The organism is Lacrimispora xylanisolvens, from assembly GCF_002934545.1.
Taxonomy (GTDB): Bacteria; Bacillota; Clostridia; order Lachnospirales; family Lachnospiraceae; genus Lacrimispora; species Lacrimispora xylanisolvens.
Genome location: NZ_PTJA01000011.1, coordinates 157,430 through 178,542 on the forward strand (window position 1 = coordinate 157,430; position 21,113 = coordinate 178,542).

The 21,113-nt window shown below is 43.4% G+C and carries 19 protein-coding genes; 17 read left to right on the top strand and 2 right to left on the bottom strand.

The features are described from left to right. The first annotated feature begins 8 nt into the window (after window positions 1–8). Window positions 9–1,202: a [FeFe] hydrogenase H-cluster maturation GTPase HydF gene (gene hydF, locus BXY41_RS19275; RefSeq protein WP_104438500.1), complete on the top strand. Its 1,194-nt coding sequence runs from the start codon at window positions 9–11 to the stop codon at window positions 1,200–1,202. A gap of 67 nt (window positions 1,203–1,269) precedes the next feature. Here the strand turns inward: hydF and BXY41_RS19280 are convergent, their stop codons facing one another. Beyond that, on the bottom strand, window positions 1,270–1,758 hold the full coding sequence (locus tag BXY41_RS19280; RefSeq protein WP_170072467.1) for a YcxB family protein: 489 nt from the start codon (window positions 1,756–1,758) through the stop codon (window positions 1,270–1,272). 513 nt (window positions 1,759–2,271) lie between these two features. Here BXY41_RS19280 and BXY41_RS19285 point away from each other — a divergent pair. The 13 genes from BXY41_RS19285 to BXY41_RS19350 all read left to right on the top strand — a co-directional run bounded on the left by BXY41_RS19285 (window position 2,272) and on the right by BXY41_RS19350 (window position 17,362). Next, window positions 2,272–3,033, top strand: a complete 762-nt coding sequence (locus tag BXY41_RS19285) for an adenosylcobinamide-GDP ribazoletransferase (RefSeq protein ID WP_104438502.1) — start codon at window positions 2,272–2,274, stop codon at window positions 3,031–3,033. A 24-nt stretch (window positions 3,034–3,057) separates the two neighbouring features. Further along, window positions 3,058–3,447 (top strand): bifunctional adenosylcobinamide kinase/adenosylcobinamide-phosphate guanylyltransferase, encoded by a 390-nt coding sequence (locus BXY41_RS19290; RefSeq protein ID WP_104438503.1) that lies wholly within the window; start codon window positions 3,058–3,060, stop codon window positions 3,445–3,447. A 20-nt stretch (window positions 3,448–3,467) separates the two neighbouring features. Next, a complete protein-coding gene (cbiB, locus tag BXY41_RS19295; protein WP_104438504.1) occupies window positions 3,468–4,448 on the top strand; it encodes an adenosylcobinamide-phosphate synthase CbiB in 981 nt (326 codons plus the stop codon). A 28-nt stretch (window positions 4,449–4,476) separates the two neighbouring features. Continuing rightward, entirely contained in the window at window positions 4,477–5,565 is a 1,089-nt protein-coding gene (locus BXY41_RS19300; protein ID WP_104438505.1) for a pyridoxal phosphate-dependent aminotransferase, read from the top strand. Window positions 5,566–5,569: 4 nt separating this feature from the next. After that, window positions 5,570–7,117 (top strand): cobyric acid synthase, encoded by a 1,548-nt coding sequence (locus tag BXY41_RS19305; protein WP_104438506.1) that lies wholly within the window; start codon window positions 5,570–5,572, stop codon window positions 7,115–7,117. Beyond that, a complete protein-coding gene (locus BXY41_RS19310) occupies window positions 7,107–7,742 on the top strand; it encodes a precorrin-8X methylmutase (protein WP_104438507.1) in 636 nt (211 codons plus the stop codon). The genes BXY41_RS19305 and BXY41_RS19310 overlap by 11 nt, the downstream gene beginning before the upstream one ends. Window positions 7,743–7,772: 30 nt before the next feature. After that, window positions 7,773–9,383: a response regulator transcription factor gene (locus BXY41_RS19315; RefSeq protein ID WP_104438508.1), complete on the top strand. Its 1,611-nt coding sequence runs from the start codon at window positions 7,773–7,775 to the stop codon at window positions 9,381–9,383. Then, entirely contained in the window at window positions 9,383–11,155 is a 1,773-nt protein-coding gene (locus BXY41_RS19320) for a sensor histidine kinase (protein ID WP_104438509.1), read from the top strand. Before BXY41_RS19315 ends, BXY41_RS19320 begins: the two co-directional genes overlap by 1 nt. Continuing rightward, entirely contained in the window at window positions 11,152–12,123 is a 972-nt protein-coding gene (locus tag BXY41_RS19325; protein WP_185140376.1) for a substrate-binding domain-containing protein, read from the top strand. Before BXY41_RS19320 ends, BXY41_RS19325 begins: the two co-directional genes overlap by 4 nt. A gap of 14 nt (window positions 12,124–12,137) precedes the next feature. Continuing rightward, window positions 12,138–13,160: a galactose ABC transporter substrate-binding protein gene (locus BXY41_RS19330; protein ID WP_104438511.1), complete on the top strand. Its 1,023-nt coding sequence runs from the start codon at window positions 12,138–12,140 to the stop codon at window positions 13,158–13,160. Between the two features lie 194 nt (window positions 13,161–13,354). After that, window positions 13,355–14,482, top strand: coding sequence for a galactose ABC transporter substrate-binding protein (locus tag BXY41_RS19335; RefSeq protein WP_104438512.1), 1,128 nt, complete (start codon window positions 13,355–13,357; stop codon window positions 14,480–14,482). Between the two features lie 331 nt (window positions 14,483–14,813). Next, a complete protein-coding gene (locus BXY41_RS19345; RefSeq protein ID WP_104438514.1) occupies window positions 14,814–16,367 on the top strand; it encodes a sugar ABC transporter ATP-binding protein in 1,554 nt (517 codons plus the stop codon). Beyond that, window positions 16,364–17,362: a galactose/methyl galactoside ABC transporter permease MglC gene (locus BXY41_RS19350; protein WP_104438515.1), complete on the top strand. Its 999-nt coding sequence runs from the start codon at window positions 16,364–16,366 to the stop codon at window positions 17,360–17,362. Before BXY41_RS19345 ends, BXY41_RS19350 begins: the two co-directional genes overlap by 4 nt. Window positions 17,363–17,436: 74 nt before the next feature. Here the strand turns inward: BXY41_RS19350 and BXY41_RS19355 are convergent, their stop codons facing one another. Continuing rightward, window positions 17,437–17,889, bottom strand: a complete 453-nt coding sequence (locus BXY41_RS19355) for a CYTH domain-containing protein (protein ID WP_104438516.1) — start codon at window positions 17,887–17,889, stop codon at window positions 17,437–17,439. 139 nt (window positions 17,890–18,028) lie between these two features. Between BXY41_RS19355 and BXY41_RS19360 the strand changes: the two genes are divergently transcribed. The 3 genes from BXY41_RS19360 to BXY41_RS19370 are packed head-to-tail and all read left to right on the top strand — an operon-like array spanning window position 18,029 to window position 21,113. After that, a complete protein-coding gene (locus BXY41_RS19360; RefSeq protein ID WP_104438517.1) occupies window positions 18,029–19,090 on the top strand; it encodes a galactose ABC transporter substrate-binding protein in 1,062 nt (353 codons plus the stop codon). A gap of 1 nt (window position 19,091) precedes the next feature. Next, window positions 19,092–19,652 (top strand): DJ-1 family glyoxalase III, encoded by a 561-nt coding sequence (locus BXY41_RS19365; RefSeq protein ID WP_104438518.1) that lies wholly within the window; start codon window positions 19,092–19,094, stop codon window positions 19,650–19,652. A gap of 15 nt (window positions 19,653–19,667) precedes the next feature. Beyond that, complete coding sequence (locus BXY41_RS19370; protein WP_104438519.1) at window positions 19,668–21,113, top strand: extracellular solute-binding protein; 1,446 nt, start codon at window positions 19,668–19,670, stop codon at window positions 21,111–21,113.

The following is a 21,113-nucleotide window of genomic DNA, read 5'->3' on the forward strand; positions in this document are numbered from 1 at the left end:
AGATAAACATGGGATTAAATGAGACGCCGTCATCTGAGAGAATTCATATCGGCTTTTTTGGCCGCCGTAATGCAGGAAAATCAAGTGTAGTCAATGCAGTAACCGGACAGGAGTTGTCTGTGGTATCAGATATCAAAGGAACCACAACAGATCCCGTTCATAAATCCATGGAACTTCTTCCCATGGGACCAGTAGTGATTATCGATACACCAGGCTTCGATGATGAAGGTGCTTTGGGTGAGATGCGTGTGCGTAAGACAAAACAGATCTTAAACCGCGTAGACTGTGCAGTCCTGGTGGTGGATGGAACTGCAGGAAAGACAGAAGTGGACCAGCAGCTGATCGGATTGTTTAAAGAGAAGAATATTCCTTATGTAGTTGCGTATAACAAGTCGGATCTTGTGGGAGAGGGAGATTATGAAGATGGTCTTTCTGTCAGTGCCCAGACAGGGTTTCGAATTCATGAACTGAAAGAACGGATCGGAGTTCTGGTCAATACAGGAGACATGAAGATGCGGATTGTAGGGGATTTGCTAAAGCCCTGTGATCTTGTAATTCTGGTTATCCCCATTGATTCTGCAGCTCCAAAGGGCAGAATTATTCTGCCGCAGCAGCAGACCATGAGAGACATATTAGAGGCCGGAGCGGTTGCCATATCCGTAAGAGATACGGAGCTTAAGCAGACCATTGAAAAGCTTGGAACCAGACCTTATCTGGTTATAACAGACAGTCAGGCATTTGAACAGGTGAATAAGGATACGCCAGATGACATTCTACTGACCTCATTTTCTATCCTGATGGCACGGTACAAAGGCTTTTTAGAGGATGCAATCAAAGGAGTGGCGGCAATCAGCACCCTAAAGGATGGAGATAAAGTTCTCATATCAGAGGGCTGTACCCACCACAGACAGTGTGATGACATCGGCACGGTGAAGCTTCCCCGGTGGCTGAAGGAATTTACGGGTAAGGATCTTGTGATTGAAACGTCTTCAGGCAGAGAGTTCCCGGAAGAACTTTCCGACTATAAGCTGATTATTCACTGCGGCAGCTGTATGTTAAATGAAAGGGAGATGGTTTACCGCAGAAAGACAGCGGCGGATGCAGGAGTGCCCTTTACCAACTATGGAACTGCCATTGCTTACATGAAGGGGATTTTAAAGAGAAGCTTAGAGGTGCTTCCGGATCTGGAAAAACTGATTTAGGCAGAATCATTAACAGGGCTGCCGCATCAAGGACCATGATGTCTTTGAATGCGGCAGCCTGAGTGTTTTAAGGAGTTGTTAAATGATCAGTTAAAAGCTGCCGGAATGCGCTGAGTTCATTTTCTGATGCAAAAATACGTTTTGGTATTAAGGTGTAGGTACGCTTTTTCTGTATAATATAAAAATAGTCCTTGTTCTCCATATAGTGTTTGTAGATATCCCAGGATAAGGTTGAATGGATGGCGTGTGCGTCAAAGGTGATTTTATCGTCTTCAAACAATAGCTTATAGGCATGATGAAGTTGTTCATACTCCTGATAAAACATGTAAGGACGAATGAAAAAGACTGCAACAATGACAAGATTAAAAAAATATATTACCAAGGCCAGCATGATATAAAACCTGGTAAAGCCATACTGGTAGAACAAATAGAGCGGAATCAGTAAAGAAAATGCCATAACAACCAAATCAAATTTCTTAATTACTTTTGTCAGGAAGAAAAATCTCCTCCAACCGTCTGCATACTCCTTTTTTGTATAAGTGAATTCCAATAACATACATTTCCCCCTGTATAATTGATGATTCAAGTTTATCATAAAAGATGAAAAAGGAAAAGAACCATGATTGAAAGTTGAAAAAGATGAAAAAGTTGAAAGCATTGCTGTTTATTTTTGCCCGTCGTTATGAGCAGGGGCAGAGATGACTTCTTTTCGGCTCCCCTGCCACGTATTCCTGACTTTCCGACCTCTCTAATCCCTAATTTTGGCATAGAAGCAATTGACTCTTTATTCTTGCCCCGCCGTCTTGCAGCTTGCGAGGCAAGACAAAGTCTTTTTCCTACACATGCCCAATATCCCTTTTCTATACTATTTGAGGCATAGCAGCAGACAGTTCTCTTCCTATGCCCTATAAAGATATTCAAAACCTAAGCTGTACCCCTCTGAATCTCTTCAGTCTAAACTGGTTCATGATTAGGAAATGACATTTACCAGATTTTGTGATATTATATTTTTTAATGGCTGTAAGATGCTAAATACTAAGCTGTTTAATAGAAAGAAAGGGGCAGTGCCATGAATCTACCCGGCAGTATGATGATAGCGTTTTCCATGTATTCCAGGATTCCTGTGCCCCAGGTTCAGTGGACAAAAGAACGGATGAAATATGCCATGTGTTTTTTCCCCCTCATAGGAGCTGTAATCGGTTTGATGGAATACGGTGCCATCCTCCTTTTTCGTACTATGGGATTCCCCTTTTTGGCACAGATACTGCCTGTTGTTATCCCTGTAGCGGTTACAGGCGGAATCCATATGGATGGATTATTAGATGTAATTGATGCAAAATCATCCCACGGTGAAACAGAGAAAAAGCTGGAGATACTAAAAGATCCCCATACAGGAGCCTTTGCGATCATTGGATGCGGAATCTATTTCCTTTTATATCTGGCATTTTTTATAGAAATGAGACCAGTTATGATTCCTGCATTTTGTATTACGTTTGTTATAACCAGAGCGCTAAGCGGGCTCTCTGTTGTTACCTTCCCCATGGCAAAAAAAAGCGGCCTGGCTGCAGCTTTTTCAGATGGAGCTCATAAAAGAGTGGTTGGAACTGTTATGGTTCTTTATCTTATTATTTCTTTGATTGCAATATGGCTTTTCACAGGAGCTTTTGCAGTATCAGGAGTTATTGCCATATCATTCGTAGTGTTTTTATATTATTATCACATGTCAAAACGGGAATTTGGGGGTATCACAGGAGATCTTGCGGGATACTTTCTCCAGATTCTGGAGCTGGCTCTTGTGATGGGACTGGCGATTCTGTCCCATATGAAATGATACCGGAATCAGAAAGGAATTGGAATGAAATTAATTATCGGAGGAGCATGGCAGGGGAAGCTTACCTATGCCCTGCAAATCGCAAATATAGAATCGAAAGAGAGTGAAAAGGTTGCAGAGGGCGCCACAGATCCCTGTGAGGCGGCCCTTGAATGCGCAATCATTCATGATTTTCATGAATACGTCAGAAGACTGTTAAAAGAAGAAAAAGACCCTGACCAAATGATCCGGCAAATTGTGGATCATAATCCGGATGTGATTATTACCATAAATGAGCTTGGCTGCGGGATCGTACCCGAAGATCCATTTGACAGGCGGTGGAGGGAAAGCGCCGGCAGAGCGGCAGTGAAGCTGGCGAAGCACAGCGACGAAGTTTACCGCATGGTATGTGGGATACCTGCCCGGATAAAATAGAAGAGAAAAAGGACTGACTTATGTTTAAATATCATATAATAGCGGTTCTGATTGGCTGCTTTCTGGATGTGTGCTTTGGAGATCCCTTATTCTTGTGGCACCCCGTTTGCGGAATTGGAAACCTGATAAGCTGGCTGGAGAAAAAATTAAGACCCCGGTTTCCGGAAAATGAAGCAGGGGAAAGACAGGCAGGTGTATGGCTGGTTTTGTTGGTCCTGTTTGCAGCAGGAGGGAGTTCCTTTGCGATCCTGGCTGTTTCTTATGGAATTTCCCCCATCGCCGGACTTGCTGTGGAAAGTATCATGTGTTACCAGATGATGGCGTGGCATTCCTTAAGAAAAGAGAGTATGAAGGTATACCGCGGATTTTTAAAACAGGATACGGAAGAGGCAAGACATGCGGTATCCATGATCGTGGGCCGGGATACGAAAACCCTCACTGATATCGGTATTACAAAGGCAGCGGTGGAAACTGTGGCAGAGAATACATCTGATGGTGTGATTGCACCTTTGATTTTCATGACCCTCTTTGGAGGAACCGGTGTATTCCTATATAAGGCAGTGAACACCATGGATTCCATGGTAGGTTATAAAAATGACCGGTATCTCTGGTTTGGACGGTGTGCTGCAAAACTGGATGATCTGGTTAATTTTATTCCTGCCCGCATATCCGCCTTTTTCATGCTGGCGGCAGGCTATTTATGCCAGCTGTTTTTCAGCAGTAAATTTAATGGGAACAATGGCTTGCGGATCTGGAAACGGGACCGTTTTAATCACAAAAGTCCCAACTCCGCACAGACGGAATCTGCCTGCGCCGGAATTCTTCAGATAGAACTGGCTGGAAATGCATGGTATTTTGGAACCTTATATGAAAAACCTGTGATCGGAGATCCGGTGAGGGCAGTGGAGTATAAAGATATAGTCAGGGCTAACGTCCTGATGACAGTTACTTACATACTGGCGCTGATTCCCGTTGGAATCCTGCTTTTCATCACATTTTAGAAGATACACATAATTGGGAGAAATAAATATGGAATATCAGCATGGAGGAGACATTTACACCAATCAGGTTACCATGGATTATTCAGCGAATATCAATCCCCTTGGGCTTGCAAAAGGTGTTAAGAAGGCATTATTACAGGCGGTTGAAAACTGTTCCTGCTATCCGGACAGCCGCTGCAGCAAACTGATCACAGAACTTGGAGCTTTCCATGGTTTTTCCGAAAAGCAGCTTATCTGTGGAAATGGAGCGGCCGATTTGATTTTTCAGATTGTACAGGTTATAAAACCCGGAAGGGCTCTGTTAATAGCCCCCTCTTTTCTGGAATATGAGCAGGCTTTAGAGACAGTTTCTGCAGAGGTTGTATGGTATGATTTAAAAGAGAGTGATGGATTTCGCTTATCTGTAAAAGAAATAACCAAATGGCTGAAAGAAAACGATCAGGAAATAGAAATGTTATTCCTGTGTAATCCCAACAACCCAACCGGGTTTGCACTTCCCAAAGAGGAAATGAAAGAACTCCTGGATGTCTGCTCACAAAAAAGAATCTATTGTGTAATAGATGAATGCTTTAATGAATTCCTTGATAATCCGGGATCTTATTCCGTACTGGAACTGATTTCAAAAGGCGGCTATGACCATGTATTTGTTTTAAAAGCATTTACAAAAATTTATGCCATGGCAGGAGTCCGCCTTGGGTACGGGATATCCACAGGAGAAAAAACCATAGAACTCATGAACCGGATCCGCCAGCCATGGAGCGTGTCTGCTCTTGCTCAGGCAGCCGGTGAAGCAGCTCTTGGTGAAACGGAATATGTAAAAGAAACAAGGCAGCTGATTTCCAGAGAACGGGAATACTTAAAGGAAAACTTAAACGATTTAGGCTTTCTGGTATATGATTCCATGGCAAACTATTTGTTTTTTAAAGATACAAGGAAGAACGCCTGTAATGTGGAAAAGCTTTTATACAATGAATTGCTTGACAGGCAGGTACTGATAAGATCCTGTTCCAATTACAGAGGGCTTGATCATACTTATTACCGGATCTGTGTCAAACAGAGAATGGAAAATGATGCATTTCTTGCAGTATTAAAATCCATACTGACAAAAGGAGAATGAGAACATGGCAAAGACGATTATGATTCAGGGGACCATGTCCAATGCAGGCAAAAGTCTGATTACGGCAGGACTATGCCGTATTTTTAAGCAGGATGGATACCGGGTTGCTCCTTTTAAATCCCAGAATATGGCACTTAATTCCTTTATTACCGAGGAAGGGCTTGAGATGGGGCGGGCGCAGGTAGTGCAGGCTGAGGCAGCAGGCGTCAAGCCAGTAGCAGCCATGAATCCGGTTTTGCTGAAACCCACCAATGATACCGGTTCCCAGGTAATTGTAGGTGGTGTGTCCATCGGCAATATGCCAGCAAAAGAGTATTTTGCCTATAAAAAGAAACTGATACCGGAAATAAAAAAAGCGTTTGATACATTGTCAGAGGAATACGACATTATTGTAATTGAAGGCGCAGGAAGTCCGGCAGAGATTAATCTAAAGCAGGAAGACATTGTCAATATGGGAATGGCTAAGATGGCGGATGCACCAGTGCTCCTTGTGGGAGATATTGACCGGGGCGGAGTGTTTGCTCAGCTTTATGGCACTGTTATGCTTTTGGAGGAGGAAGAGAGAGACAGAATCGGCGGCCTGATAGTGAATAAATTCCGTGGAGATAAATCCATATTAGAGCCTGGCCTTGACATGATAACAGAACGGCTTCACATACCCGTGGCAGGGGTGGTCCCTTACATGGATGTGGATATCGAGGATGAAGACAGCCTTGGAAATCATCTTTCCATAGCTGGAAAAACAGAGGGGGCGGAGGTAGAGATAGCGGTCATCCGTTTTCCAAGAATCTCTAACTTTACAGATTTTTCTGTATTCTCTACCATACCGTCTGTGGCGGTTCGCTATGTGGATTCTGTATCGGCTCTTGGAAAACCGGATCTTGTGGTTTTACCGGGAAGCAAGAATACCATAGAGGATCTTCTCTGGATGCGTCAGAATGGTCTGGAGGCCGGAGTATTAAAGCTGAGTGCATCAGGAGTTCCGGTGTTTGGTATCTGCGGCGGCTTTCAGATGCTTGGAGAACAGTTAAAGGATCCGCTGGCAGTGGAGTCTTCTTCCGGTCTTTCCTCTGTACGGGGCATGGGGCTGCTACCCATACGGACTGAATTCGGAGCAGAAAAAACCAGAACAAGAGTGACAGGTTCCTGTACGGCAGTGGAAGGGATCTTTGAAGATTTATCAGGAATGAATATAGAAGGTTATGAAATTCATATGGGTCAGACGGAACGTGCGCTGCCGCCTTTATCCTATGTGATGGAAAGCCAGTCCGGTTCTCATCTGGCAAAGATGGATGGCTGCCAGAGAAAGAACGTATACGGAACCTATATTCACGGTTTCTTTGACAGTGAGCAGATAGCAGATACCATGGTAGGGGCACTGAGAAAGAAAAAAGGGCTGCCCAGCCAGCCAGGCACGGCTTTCAGTTACCAGGATTACAAAGAAAAACAGTATGACAGACTGGCAGACCTTTTGCGGGAGAGTCTTAATATGGACCGGATTTACAGCCTGATGGGATTAACCGGTGACAACGGAGGAAAGAATGGAATTTAGAGAACTGGAACGGGTTCGCCCTGAAGAAATAGAAAAGAGAAGCTTTGAAATTATAACACAGGAACTGGGAGATAAGAAACTGGACCCGGAGCAGGAACTGGTAATCAAACGGGTGATTCATACAACGGCAGATTTTGATTATGCCGATCAGCTGATATTTTCGCCCCACGCGGTGAAACTTGGAATAGAAGCATTAAAAGAAGGAATTCCGGTAATTACTGATACCAACATGGGAAAAGCGGGAATCAATAAAAAAGCGCTGGAGCGGGCAGGCAGCAGCGTCCACTGCTTTATGGCTGATGAGGATGTAGCGGAGGATGCGAAAAACAGGCAGACGACGAGAGCTCATGCCAGTATGGATAAGGCGGCCAGATTGTCAAAGGAATGTATTTTTGCCATTGGCAACGCACCCACTGCTCTGGTTCATCTTCATGAGCTGATTCAGGAAGGAATCATCAAACCCAGACTAATCATCGGCGTGCCAGTGGGGTTTGTCAATGTAATCCAGTCCAAAGAGATGATTTTATCTCTTCCCGATGTGCCCTATATTGTGGCCAGAGGAAGAAAAGGCGGCAGTAATGTAGCTGCAGCAATTGTCAACGCAATGCTTTATCAGATTTCATAACAGTAAGGTTTCTTAAAGGGGTAAAACAGCATGGATCTATACAGTATCATTTTAGTGGATGATGAGGAAGAAGTCCGCAAAAGCATTATAAAGAAAATTGAATGGCAGTCAGCTGGCTTTAAAGTGGTGGGTGACGCAGAAAACGGGGAAGATGCCATTGAAAAAATAGAGGTACTGGAGCCGGATGTAGTACTGACGGATATCCGGATGCCTTATATGGATGGACTTGCACTGGCAGAGAAGATAAGACAGCGTTATCCGTCTATGAAAGTTGTTATTTTTTCCGGATACGACGACTTTGAATACGCCCAGAAAGCAATTAAGCTAAATGTGACCGAATACATTTTAAAGCCTGTCAATGTGGAAGAGCTTACCTCTATTTTAAAAAGAATCAAAAGCAATCTTGACCGGGAAATTGAGGAAAAACGTAATATTAACAGGCTCAGGGAAAATTACAGAAAGAGCCTTCCTGTATTTCGGGAGCAGTTCTTTAATGATCTGGTACACAAGAATCTTTCCAATGAAATAGCAGAGCAGAAGCTAAAAGAATACGATATCCCCATTGCAGGCGCGTGGAAATGGATTATAGCAGCCGTTTCGGTTGAACGGGCTGAGGTGAATGATACCCTGAGTCTTCACAGTGAGGAGGAGCTGATCCCTGTATCCGTTATGCAGATTATTCGGGAGAAGCTGGAAGGATATTGCAGATTTGCGCTGTTTCAGTCTGTTCTGGAGGCCGAAATGGTAGTGGTGGTAGCGCTCGATGACGATTTCATCACCGGGCTGATTGATGTATTTGGAGATATCTGCAAGGAAACAAAGAGGATTCTGGAGGTTCCCGTTACCATAGGAATCGGTCACAGCTGTGAGGAATTATCCAATATCCCATACGCTTACCAATCGGCGATTGATGCTCTTGGTTATAAAGCCATAGTTGGAAAAGGCAGTACCATCTATATCAATGATATGGAACCAGTGGGAAGCGGAAAGCTGGAATTTGACAGTGTTCTGGAGGCGGATCTGATTTCAGCGATCAAGTTTGGTCCTGATGGAAAGATTGAAGCTGCTGTGACACAGATTATTCGGAAAATGGAATCTGCAAAAGTACATTTCAGACAGCAGCAGGTTTATATGTTCGGAGTATTAAACAGTGTGATACAGATGGTACAGCAGTATGATCTTGATCTGGAAGAAATCATGGGCTGGGATCTGGAGTCCATGACATTCTTTGACAAGATTCAGAAAGGGGAATTTGGCACCTGGCTTTACAAGGCTGCAGAAAAAATCAATCAGGCGATTAATCAGGAACGTGATCTTACTACAAGACAGGTGATTCAGGAGGCGAGACAGTATATTATGGATCATTATCAGAATCCGGATTTATCCGTTGAAATGATCTGCCGCCATCTGCATATGAGCCCCGCTTATTTTTCTACACTGTTTAAAAAGGAAACCGGACAGGCCTATATCGCCTATTTAACTGATCTCAGGTTAAACAAGGCAGTGGAGCTGTTAAACAAAACCGAGGATAAAACCTATGTCATTGCGGCAAAGGTGGGATATCCGGAGCAAAACTATTTCAGTTATGTGTTTAAAAAGAAATTTGGAGTTTCACCTACTAAATTTCGCGGAGTGAGGTAATGGAAAAGAAGAATAACAGCATTCGTTATACCATTTTCGTATATTTTACCATAACGGCGCTTGCAGCAGGTCTGCTTATTTCTCTTTCCTTGTACCAGCGTCTTTCCTCTCAGGTTGCAGAGGTGGTACAGGAGGAAAATCAGAGCCTGATTAATCAGGTGGCACGGTCTGTGGAATCCTACCTGCGAACCGTTATGAAACTATCTGATTCTCTTTATTATGGAGCTGTGAAGAATGCGGACCTTTCTTCCCAGTCCATTAATAATGAGATCACCCTTCTGTATGACAACAATAAGGACAATGTGGATAACATTGCCCTTTTCACCCAGGACGGAGCAATGGTGGAGTCTGTTCCTGCAGCAAGACTGAAAAAGAATCTTAATATAACGGGGGAGAAATGGTTTTCCAATGCTCTTGAAAAAACGGAAAACCAGCATTTTTCCGATCCCCACGTCCAGTATATATTTGAAAACAATGAAAACCAGTACCGATGGGTGTTCTCCCTGTCCAGAGCGGTGGAGCTGACGGAAGGAACGTCTACCACCCAGGGCGTTTTGCTGGTGGATTTAAGCTATTCCAGTCTGGAGCATCTATTTGAAGGAGTCACCACAGGTAAAGGCGGTTATGTTTATCTGATGGGAAGCGACGGAGAAATCCTGTATCACCCAAGAATTCAGTTGATTGACTCAGGCCGGCTGAAGGAAAACAATAAAGTGGCATCCGGCTATAAGGATGGAATTCACCGTGAAGTTTTTGAAGGGGATAACCGAATTATAACGGTTAAGTCAGTGGGCTATACAGGCTGGAAAATCGTTGGTGTTACGCCTAATAGCGTGGTTTCCTTAAATACCATCAAAACCAGGTTGTTTATTGTATTCATGATTACTCTTATCTTATTTATACTTGTACTGATCAACTCCTATATCTCATCTCGTATAACAAATCCTATCAAGGAGTTGGAAAAATCCGTAGGAATCCTGGAAGAAGGGGATTTGGAAACTGCAGTTTCCATCGGAGGCTCTTATGAAATTCAGCATTTGGGTAATTCCATTAAAAACATGGCAATTCAGATCCGGGTTTTGATGGATGACATCGTAACGGAACACGAAGCCAAACGAAAACAGGAATTTGATACCCTGCAATCACAAATTAATCCCCATTTTTTATACAATACTCTGGACATTATCGTCTGGATGATTGAAAATGAACAAAAGAACGAAGCGGTTAAGGCAGTGACAGCACTTGCCCGGTTTTTCCGGATCAGCTTAAGCAAAGGAAAAAGCATTATTACAGTCCGGGATGAACTGGAGCATGTAAGAAGCTATTTAATGATCCAGCATATGCGTTTTAAAAATAAATTTTCCTATGAAATTCAGGCAGAGGAAGAATGTATGGAATTAACCAGTTTAAAACTGATTCTGCAGCCGCTGGTGGAGAACGCCATCTATCATGGCATGGAATTCATGGATGGGGAGGGGGAGATAAAATTATCGGTGATGCGAAAGGAAGATAATCTGATTATCCAGGTTTCTGATAATGGTCTGGGTATGACAGAGGAACAAGTGAAAAGCCTCTTTTCCCATGAGGTTCATGTTACCTCGAAAAAGGGTTCCGGTATTGGAGTGAAGAATGTAAATGAAAGAATCAAGCTTTATTTTGGGGAAAACTACGGGTTAACCATTGATTCCGAGCCTGATGAGGGAACCACCATTACCATTCTCCTCCCTGCCGTACCTTATGATTCCGTTTTAGAAAAGGAGAAGCAATCATGACAAAACAGGAAAAAATTTTGTGGGTTATTTTGCCGGTAGTGCTTGTGATCCTGTTTCTTTTGTCTTCTACGGATTTGATCATTAAGGAAAAAAAGACGGTCATTTATCCGATTTCCATTATTATCAGCGATACCTCAGATGATTATTTTGCTAATTTCAGAAAAGGTGCGGATAAAGCAGCGGAAGAATATAATGTTGACGTCAGTTTTATTACCCTTTATGAAAAGGGAGATCAGGATCAGCAGCTGGAACTGGTAAAACGGGAGATTAATGACGGAGCGTTAGCGGTTGTGTTAGTTCCGGTAAAGCCGGAAGAATGCGCAAAAAAAATGGATGACATGGTTTTAAACTGTCCTGCAGTCATTGTTGGTAACTTAATTCCCAATGAGAAGGTGAAAAGCGGGATTGCACCGGATTTTGAAGAGGAAGGGCGTAAGCTGGGACAGGCAATAGCAAGGGAGAATTCTCCTGGTAAACCGGTATGGATCTTTATGGAAGGGTTAGACTATGGATACAACCGGGATATTTATGCAGGTGCTGAAAGTGAACTGAAAAACGCGGGTTTTACTGTGAAAATTTATAATAAGACCATGGAAGAGACCTTTCGCAAAGCCATAGAAGGATTGGTCTATCCAGGGAGTGAAAAAGTGATTATAGCGGCGATAGATACGAAAAGTCTTGACGAAACGGCAGAAATTATAGCAGGAAGTCCGGTTTATGGCAGTTATGTGGATGGTCTTTACGGGGTAGGAAGTACCACCAGGCTTTTGACTGATCTGGACAACGGGGTGATAAAAGGTCTGGTGGTAAGTGATCAGTTTGATGCAGGGTACAGGAGCATTGAAAAAGCAGTTGAGTCGGTCCACAGAGGATTTCAAAAGGAGCAGATTGTACTGGATTCTTATTATATCCGAAGAGAAGATTTAAGAGAGAGCAAATATGAAAAAATCTTATATCCGATTGACTAAATGGGGGAATAGAAATGAAAAAAAAATATGGAGTGCTGGCAGCGGTTATACTTTTGTTTGTTGTTGTACTGGGCTTTTTTTATCAGAACTATAAATCCGGGAAAAAAGAAGGGAACAAAGCAGTTCGCATTGGGGTGACTTTATACCGGGGAGATGATTCATTTATTAATACCATAAGGGGGAAATTAGAAGATCAGGCCAAGGAATATGAAAAGAACACCGGGATTAAGGTTGTTATGGAAATCGTGGATGCAAAGGGAAACCAGAATACTCAGAACAGCCAGGTAGACCGTTTTATTTCTCTGGGATATGATGCAATCTGTGTTAATATGGTTGACCGGTCGGCTGCATCAAATATTATTGGAAAGGCAATGGATGCAGATACGCCGGTAGTATTTTTTAACCGGGAGCCGGTGGAAGAGGATATGCGGCGCTGGGAAAAGCTTTATTATGTAGGGGAAAATGCAAAAGAGTCCGCTACGCTACAGGGAAATATGCTGGTAGAAGCTTATAAGTCTGACCCAACTTCTCTGGATATAAACGGAGATGGTAAGGTGAGCTATGTCCTTTTGGAGGGAGAGAGCAGCCATCAGGATTCTCTGATCAGAACCGAGTGGTCGATCCAGACACTAAAGGATGGAGGGGTACCTCTGGAAAAGATTACGGGCGCCATAGCAAACTGGGACAGAAGCCAGGCTTCTGCCTGGATGGAGCAGTGGCTGACCCAGTATCCGGATGAAATTGAGGTAGTGATCTGCAATAACGATGATATGGCACTGGGAGCAGCAGATGCCATTGAGCGCAAGGGAGGTTCCAGGCCAATCAAGGTAGTTGGTATAGACGGCACGCCCCAGGGAATTGAAGGCGTCCGGGAAGGAAAACTGTTTGGTACAGTACAATGTGACAGCGATGAATATGCCGGAGTGATTTTTAAAATTGCGGCAGCGGAGGCTCTTGGTAATAATGTACAGGAAACAGTGGATTTAAGCCGGGATAAGTATTATGAATGCAGACAAAATACCCTGACTGCCAAATAGGAAAATAGGAAAACTGGTATTTATCAATAAAAAATTATAAAAAAACTGAGTAAATCATGAAAAATCTAAAAAATTCGATACATATACCAAGAAAATTATATGGAATAGTGCACAAAATAAAGATATAATGTGCATGTCGATGAGGTAAAAGTACCAATCGAACACAATTATATAATGATAAGGGAGGATTTATCATGAGATTACTCAAAAAAGTAGTAGCAGTAGGTCTCGCTTCTGCAATGGTATTTTCCATGGCAGGCTGCGGTTCCAGCTCAAAGGCCACAACAGCAGCATCTGAGGCAGCGACCACTGCAGCAGAAACAAAGAAGGAAGAGACCAAATCAGCAGAAACTACTGCAGCAGCTGTTAAAGAAGCAGTAGGCGGGGATTTAGCTGATAAAAAAGTTGGTATTTCCATTTACAAATTCGATGATAACTTCATGACACTTTATCGTACAGAACTTCAGCGTTATTTAACTGAAGACCTGGGCTTTAAGAAAGATAATGTGGTAATTCAGGATGGTAAGGGCGATCAGGCAGAACAGACCAACCAGATCCAGAACTTCATTACCCAGAAATATGACGTACTTATTTTAAATCTTGTTCAGGCTTCTTCCGCTCCAGAAATCACAAATATGTGTAAGGAAGCAGGAATCCCTGTTGTTTACATTAACCGTGAGCCAGATCCAGAAGAAGAGCAGAGATGGAAAGATGAAAAAATCAATGCAACTTATGTAGGATGCGATGCAAGACAGTCCGGAACCTATCAGGGTGAAGAAATTCTTGAAACTTCCAACAAGGGCGATATCAACGGCGATGGCGTAGTTAACTACATCATGATCCAGGGTGACCCGGAGAACGTAGATGCTCAGTACAGAACCGAATTCTCTGTAAAAGCACTGACTGACAAGGGCGTAAAAGTAAAAGAGCTCTTAAAACAGCGTGGTGACTGGGATCAGGCAAAAGCACAGCAGATTGCACAGGATGCTCTGACACAGTATGGCGATCAGATCGAAGTTATCTTCTGCAACAACGATGCTATGGCACTTGGTGCACTTCAGGCAATCGAAGCAGCAGGACGTACTGTAAACAAAGATATCTATTTAGTAGGTGTTGATGCGTTAACAGAAGCAGTTCAGAACGTTATTGATGACAAACAGACCGGTACCGTATTTAACGATCATTTCTCTCAGGCTCAGACAGCAAGCGATATGGCTGTTAAGTTCTTAAAGGGTGATTCTGTTGAAAACGTTAACATGGTAGACTATATCAAGGTTACCAAGGCAAATGCACAGGATACTCTTGACAAATTAAAAAAATAATATCCAGCAGCCGAAATTGCGGGTGTGTCGGTAAGGCACACCCGATTTTTAAAAGTTAGATGAAATACCTTAACAGGTATCCCTTTATGTCCGGAAAAGCGGACGAATCAATGAAATACCTTAACAGGTATCCCTTTATGTCCGGAAAAGCGGACGAATCAATGAAATACCTTAACAGGTATCCCTTTATGTCCGGAAAAGCGGACGAATCAATGAAATACCTTAACAGGTATCCCTTTATGTCCGGAAAAGCGGACAGATTAATGAAATACCTTAACAGGTATCCCTTTATGTCCGGAAAAACGGACGAATCAATGAAAGGAGAAGCGGGATGGCAGAGAATTACAGACTGGAAATGGTTGGAATCAGCAAATCCTTCCCTGGCGTCAAAGCGCTCGATAAAATCAATTTAAAAGTACGTCCCGGTACCGTTCACGCTCTGATGGGAGAGAACGGAGCAGGTAAGTCAACACTGATGAAATGCCTGTTTGGCATATACAAGATGGATGAAGGTGAGGTTCTGATTGATGGTGCGAAGGTGAGTATTGCCAATCCGGATGATGCACTTCACAAAGGCCTTGCCATGGTACACCAGGAACTTCAGCCGGTACCGGCTCGCTCTATAGCAGAGAATATGTATCTCGGACGGTTTCCAATATATAAAATAGGACCGCTTAAAGTAATCGATCATAAAACCATGAATGCAGAAGCAGAAAAGTGGTTAAAAGATGTTAAAATGACATTCAATCCCAAAGCAAAACTTGGGACCTTATCAATCGGACAAATGCAGTCAGTAGAAATTGCAAAGGCAGTCAGCCAGAATGCAAAACTGGTGATTCTGGATGAACCTACTTCATCACTGACTGATAATGAGGTAGAAGCACTGTTCCGTATTATCAGGGACTTAAAGTCCCGCGGAGTTTCTATGATATATATCAGCCATAAAATGGCAGAGATCAGGCAGATTGCGGATGACATCACCATCATGCGGGATGGAACTTACGTTGGTTCATGGGAAGTGGCAGATATCTCTGACGAAGAGATTGTAAAACAGATGGTAGGAAGAGAGCTGGGAAATGTTTACCCCCCAAAGGACGATTACCGGACGGATGAAACCGTTTTAAAGGTAAGCCATTTAAGCAGTATTCATGAACGTTCTTTTCAGGATTGCTCCTTTGAACTGAAAAAAGGAGAGATTCTGGGATTCGGAGGTCTGGTCGGAGCTCAGAGAACCGAATTAATGGAAGCCATATTCGGAATGAGGAATATATCCGGGGGAGAAGTTGAAGTCCTTGGAAAAAAAGTTGAGATTAAATGCCCAAAGGATGCCATCGGCGATTCCGTGGGCATGATTACAGAAGACCGAAGAGGAAACGGTATCTTTGGATGCTTAAGCATTTCTGACAATACAGCCATTGCTTCTTACCGCAATTATACAACAGCGGGAGTGATTCAGAAGAAGAGAGTAGCATCGGTTGTTAAGGACAGCATTGCAAAGCTGAGTATAAAAACTCCCAACGATAGGACGCAGATCCAGTCTCTTTCCGGAGGAAATCAGCAAAAAGTAATTATTGCCAGATGGCTGGCAAGCAATCCTGAAATTTTAATCATGGATGAGCCGACAAGAGGTATCGACGTAGGCGCAAAGTATGAGATTTATCAGATTATGATTGACCTTGTAAAGCAGGGCAAATCTATCATTATGATTTCCTCTGAAATGCCGGAGTTAATTGGTATGTCAAACCGGATTATCGTAATGTGCGGCGGACGAATCACAGGAGAAGTAGAGGATAGTGAGGCAACCCAGGAGAAAATCATGGCATTTGCCACTAAATTCGATATAAACAAAACGGAAAATAATTCCAAACAGGAGGTTAAGTCATGACAGCTAAGAAGATAAATATGAAGGATTTCCTTATAAATAATGGAATCATCGTTGTCCTCGTCCTGCTTGCCATATTTACGGCAATAAAGCAACCATCATTCGGATCATTTGACAATCTAAAAAATATCGCCTTAAATGTGGCACCCCGTTTCATCATCGCCTGCGGTGTATCAGGCTGCCTGATTACCAGAGGTACCGATCTTTCTGCAGGACGTATTGTAGGTCTTTCCGCCTGCCTTGCAGGGACTCTTTTACAGAAACCAGGCTACAGCGGCAAGTTTTTCCCCAATCTTCCTGATTTTGGTATCTGGTGGGTGTTTGTAGTATTGTTAATCTGTATTTTAGTTGCCTGCTTGTTTGGTCTCATCAATGGTCTGGTAATTTCCTATCTGCAGGTTCCTGCTTTTATCGGAACTCTGGGTATGCAGCTGATTGTATATGGTGCCTGCCTTGTTTATACCAACGCAACACCAATCGGCGGTTACCGTCCGGCTTATACGGAAGTGGCAAAAGGAAGACTGTTTGGTTTCATGCCTTACCTGTTTTTAATTGCCCTTGCAGTAGGACTTGTGATCTGGTTCGTTTATAATAAGACTCCTCACGGAAAATACATGTATGCCATCGGCGGTAATGAACAGGCAGCAGAAGTTTCCGGTGTTAATACCAAGAAAACAAAAATTATTATCTATGTGACAGCTGCTGCACTTTACGCACTGGGCGGCTTTCTGGTAGGTGCAAAATCCGGCGGATCATCTGTTAACATGGGTATGGGCTGGGAACTGGAAGCAATTGCAGCATGTACCATCGGAGGCGTATCTGTAAACGGTGGTATCGGTAAGGTATCCGGCGTTTTAATCGGTGTTCTTGTTTTCGAAATCTTAAAAACCTGTCTCCAGTATTTGGGAGTTAACACCAACTATCAGTACATTGCTCAGGGTATCGTTATCGTAGTTGCCATTGCTCTTGATATCAGAAAATACATTGCCAAGAAATAAATACTTAAAAAGCGTCTTGTCCGGCAGCAATGCCGTTCAGGACGCTTTTTCCTGTATTCGGGACTGTTAAAAAACTATGGCATCTGGCTGAGCCGGCTGTTCTGGTATTCTCCGGATAAGGTAACATCTTTCCCAAACCAGGAAGGAGGAGTAAAGGAGTGTGCTTCTTCCAGGCTCTCAAATTCAACCTCAGCAAGCATCAGCCCTTCATAGCGGCCTTCAAAAACATCCAGTTCGATGGTGAGATGATCACAGTGCTCCACAGGAATTAAATATCTTCTTTTTGTAAGAACACAGCCGTCTGTTTTGCTGATTAAGTGTTGATAGGAGTCTTCGTTTAAGGGAAGATTGTATTCTTCTCTTGCTAAAAGACCTTTGGATTTATAGGTTAGAATATAGGACTCATCCTCTTTTCGTACCCGCACAACAGGGTCTGTCGATAAATATCCCTGTTCAATGAAATGATGGGGAAATGACTTATAATTTTCCGGCGGGCTTGTGACCAGGTATTTGCGCTCGATTTCCATGAAAAACCTCCTGATTTCATGTATTGGACTATAAAACAGGGTTAGTATACCACAATAGGATAAAAAATAGAAGATAGTGGCAAAAAGAAGAAAAACGTGGTAATATGGAAAATACAGTAAAAATCAGGAGATTAATGATATGAAATGCTTGATAAGGCGGACAGCTTTCTTTTTTCTGGTATTGGCGGTGGTTTTTGCAGCAGGCTGCGCAGGAAAAAGTGCTGAGCCAAAATCTGGGGAAAGTTCGGACAAGGAAGCTGGTACGGAAGGAATTGAAGCGGCAGAAGGTCCTAAAATCGGTATCAGCATCTATCGCTACGACGACACATTTATGAAGCTTTACCGGTCTGAATTAAAACAATATCTGGAAGAGACCTATCATGCCCAGATCATCATGCGCAATGCAGGCGGGGATCAGAATGAACAGAACCGGCAGATAAAGGAATTTATAGATAGTAAGTGTAACGGGATTATAATTAATCCTGTGGAGACCTCGGCAGCAGGAACAATCGCTGATTCCTGCAGTCAGGCAGGTATCCCGCTGGTTTTCATTAACAGTGAGCCGGATGAATCAGAGCGAAAACGGTGGGAAGACAGTCATATGGCTGTTTCCAGTGTGGAAACGGATTCAAAACAGGCGGGGACCTATCAGGGACAGATTATTCTTGAAACCCCAGGTAAAGGTGATAAAAACAACGATGGGATCGTCTCTTATGTGATGATAAAGGGAGAGGCAGGCAGTGATGCAGCCCGGTACCGGTCCGAGTATTCCATCAAAGCACTGACAGAGGCAGGAGTAAAGACAGAAGAGCTTTTTTCTGGTATCGGAAACTGGAACAGGGAAGAGGGGAAAAAGCTTGCTGCGCAGGCTTTATCAACTTATGGTCCCAGAATTGATGTGATTTTCTGCAACAACGATGCCATGGCAAATGGAGCGCTGGAGGCGATAGAAGAAGCCGGTATGGTGCCAGGAAAAGATATATCTCTGGTAGGGGTGGATGCGCTACAGGAAACCGTGGAATATATAAAAGAGGGTAAGATTACCGGAACGGTTTTAAATGACCATCAGGGTCAGTCGCGAACCGCTGCCGATACGCTGATCCGGCTGATTCAGGGAGAAGATACGGAAACAAGGTATCTGGTGGATTATATAAAGATTACCATGAACAGTACATTTCAAAATTGGAAAGGAGACGATTGATATGGGGAAGGTTTATGCGTTTTTAGCAGATGGGTCAGAAGAGGTGGAGCTGCTTGCAGTCGTTGATGTCCTGCTCAGAGGGGGGCAGGATGTGAAACTTGTTTCAGTAACTGGTAAAAAGAATGTAATTGGGTCACACGGAATTAAGCTTCAGGCAGACGTTCTAATGGAGCAGATCAATTTAAAAGATGCAGATGTGCTGTTTCTTCCGGGAGGTATGCCGGGAACCAGAAATCTGGGTGCCAGCCAGGAATTAGTATACGCACTGAACGAAGCGAATCAGGACAACCGCAGAATCGCTGCGATTTGCGCAGCTCCAAGTATTCTTGGAAGACTTGGAATGCTGGAGGGAAAAAAAGCCACCTGTTTTCCTGGATTTGAAGAGGAATTAAAAGGAGCTGACGTGGTAAGACAGGGTGTGGTGACTGACGGTAATATTACAACAGCCAGAGGGCTTGGATATGCGCTTGACATGGGCATCGAGCTGTTGGCATTATTAGTGGATAAAAATCATGCACGTAAAATAAAAGAGGCAATTCAATACGACCAGAACCCTATGTAACAGGCAGGTGAACTTATGAAAAAGAATTGGATCGTACCAATCGCTTTCGTTTCCTGCTTATTTCTGCTTGCCGGATGTGAGAAAAAGGATCCCTATGGACTCTCGCCCAAGGACCCTGTCACGATCTCAGTCTGGCATTATTATAATGGTGTCCAGAAAGAGGAATTTGACAATCTGGTCAGGGCATTTAATGAAAATGAGGGCAGGGAAAAAGGAATTGTCGTGAAAGCTTATAACAAAGGAAGTATTGATGAACTGAGCAATACCATCAATGAGAGCATTGAACACAGAGTTGGTTCTGATCCCCTTCCTGATGTTTTTTCTGCTTACGCAGATAAAGTTTATGAGGTTGACCGGATGGGCCTGGCCGCAGATTTAAGTGATTACCTTACCTCCGATGAGATATCTGAATATGTGGATGCTTATATGGAAGAGGGTAGATTTGGCGATCGTGATTCTGTTAAAGTATTTCCCATTGCCAAATCCACTGAGATACTGACTGTGAACAAGACGGACTGGGATAAGTTTGCTGCTGCTACTGGTGAGACGGAAGATGCATTCTCCACCTGGGAAGGGATCACCAGAGTATCCCGCTCTTATTACAAGTGGACGGACAGTCTGACAGAAACTCCCGGTGATGGAAAAGCGTTTTTTGGCAGAGATGCATTTGCCAATTATATGATTATTGGAAGTCTGCAGCTGGGGCATGAGATATTTTCTGTGAAAGACGGAAAAACAGTTCTGGATTTCGATAAAGATGCGATGAAAAAACTATGGGATAATTACTATGTCCCGTTTGTAAATGGATATTTTGGGGCTTACGGCAGATTTAGAAGTGATGATGTAAAAACCGGACAGCTTATGGCGTTTGTAGGAGCAACCAGTGGAATCTCTTATTTTCCTACCTCTGTAACCCTTGAAGACGGAACAAACTATGAGATTGAAAGCAAACTGTATCCTCTTCCCGGATTTGCAGGCACGGTTCCCTGTGCTGTTTCCCAGGGAGCAGGAATGATGGTTCTAAAATCAGAGGAAAAGCGGGAATATGCAGCTGTCTGCTTTTTAAAATGGTTTACCGATACCAGTCAGAATATGAAGTTTGCCATTGGCTCCGGTTATCTGCCAGTAAAAAAGGCAGCGGCGGAGCAGTCACTTCTAAAGCCTTTTTTGCAGGAGGCTGGAGAAAACAGTGCGGTGTCACAGAACCTGATCATTGGGCTTGATACAGCCAACAGGTACAGACTGTATACATCCAAACCCTTTCAGGGAGGAGATCGTGCAAGAGAGATTCTTCAGACTTCCATGGTTTCAAAGGCAAGAGAGGATTACCAGAAGATTGAGGCACTGGTGACCCAGGGGACTGACAGAGAGAGGGCGGTTGCTGATTTCGTAACAGATGAGAATTTTAATCAATGGTACGAAGACACCAGGCTGCAATTGGAAACAGTCATCGGAGAGTAA

What these genes read in the sequence shown, in the direction of transcription:
- BXY41_RS19290 (WP_104438503.1), top strand. Translation starts at nt 3,058, where the DNA reads ATGAAATTAATTATCGGAGGAGCATGGCAGGGGAAGCTTACCTATGCC.
- BXY41_RS19360 (WP_104438517.1), top strand. Translation starts at nt 18,029, where the DNA reads ATGAAATGCTTGATAAGGCGGACAGCTTTCTTTTTTCTGGTATTGGCG.
- BXY41_RS19300 (WP_104438505.1), top strand. Translation starts at nt 4,477, where the DNA reads ATGGAATATCAGCATGGAGGAGACATTTACACCAATCAGGTTACCATG.
- BXY41_RS19325 (WP_185140376.1), top strand. Translation starts at nt 11,152, where the DNA reads ATGACAAAACAGGAAAAAATTTTGTGGGTTATTTTGCCGGTAGTGCTT.
- BXY41_RS19370 (WP_104438519.1), top strand. Translation starts at nt 19,668, where the DNA reads ATGAAAAAGAATTGGATCGTACCAATCGCTTTCGTTTCCTGCTTATTT.
- BXY41_RS19330 (WP_104438511.1), top strand. Translation starts at nt 12,138, where the DNA reads ATGAAAAAAAAATATGGAGTGCTGGCAGCGGTTATACTTTTGTTTGTT.
- BXY41_RS19285 (WP_104438502.1), top strand. Translation starts at nt 2,272, where the DNA reads ATGAATCTACCCGGCAGTATGATGATAGCGTTTTCCATGTATTCCAGG.
- BXY41_RS19305 (WP_104438506.1), top strand. Translation starts at nt 5,570, where the DNA reads ATGGCAAAGACGATTATGATTCAGGGGACCATGTCCAATGCAGGCAAA.
- BXY41_RS19345 (WP_104438514.1), top strand. Translation starts at nt 14,814, where the DNA reads ATGGCAGAGAATTACAGACTGGAAATGGTTGGAATCAGCAAATCCTTC.
- BXY41_RS19365 (WP_104438518.1), top strand. Translation starts at nt 19,092, where the DNA reads ATGGGGAAGGTTTATGCGTTTTTAGCAGATGGGTCAGAAGAGGTGGAG.
- BXY41_RS19355 (WP_104438516.1), bottom strand. Translation starts at nt 17,889, where the DNA reads ATGGAAATCGAGCGCAAATACCTGGTCACAAGCCCGCCGGAAAATTAT.
- BXY41_RS19310 (WP_104438507.1), top strand. Translation starts at nt 7,107, where the DNA reads ATGGAATTTAGAGAACTGGAACGGGTTCGCCCTGAAGAAATAGAAAAG.
- BXY41_RS19315 (WP_104438508.1), top strand. Translation starts at nt 7,773, where the DNA reads ATGGATCTATACAGTATCATTTTAGTGGATGATGAGGAAGAAGTCCGC.
- hydF (WP_104438500.1), top strand. Translation starts at nt 9, where the DNA reads ATGGGATTAAATGAGACGCCGTCATCTGAGAGAATTCATATCGGCTTT.
- BXY41_RS19320 (WP_104438509.1), top strand. Translation starts at nt 9,383, where the DNA reads ATGGAAAAGAAGAATAACAGCATTCGTTATACCATTTTCGTATATTTT.
- cbiB (WP_104438504.1), top strand. Translation starts at nt 3,468, where the DNA reads ATGTTTAAATATCATATAATAGCGGTTCTGATTGGCTGCTTTCTGGAT.
- BXY41_RS19350 (WP_104438515.1), top strand. Translation starts at nt 16,364, where the DNA reads ATGACAGCTAAGAAGATAAATATGAAGGATTTCCTTATAAATAATGGA.
- BXY41_RS19335 (WP_104438512.1), top strand. Translation starts at nt 13,355, where the DNA reads ATGAGATTACTCAAAAAAGTAGTAGCAGTAGGTCTCGCTTCTGCAATG.
- BXY41_RS19280 (WP_170072467.1), bottom strand. Translation starts at nt 1,758, where the DNA reads ATGTTATTGGAATTCACTTATACAAAAAAGGAGTATGCAGACGGTTGG.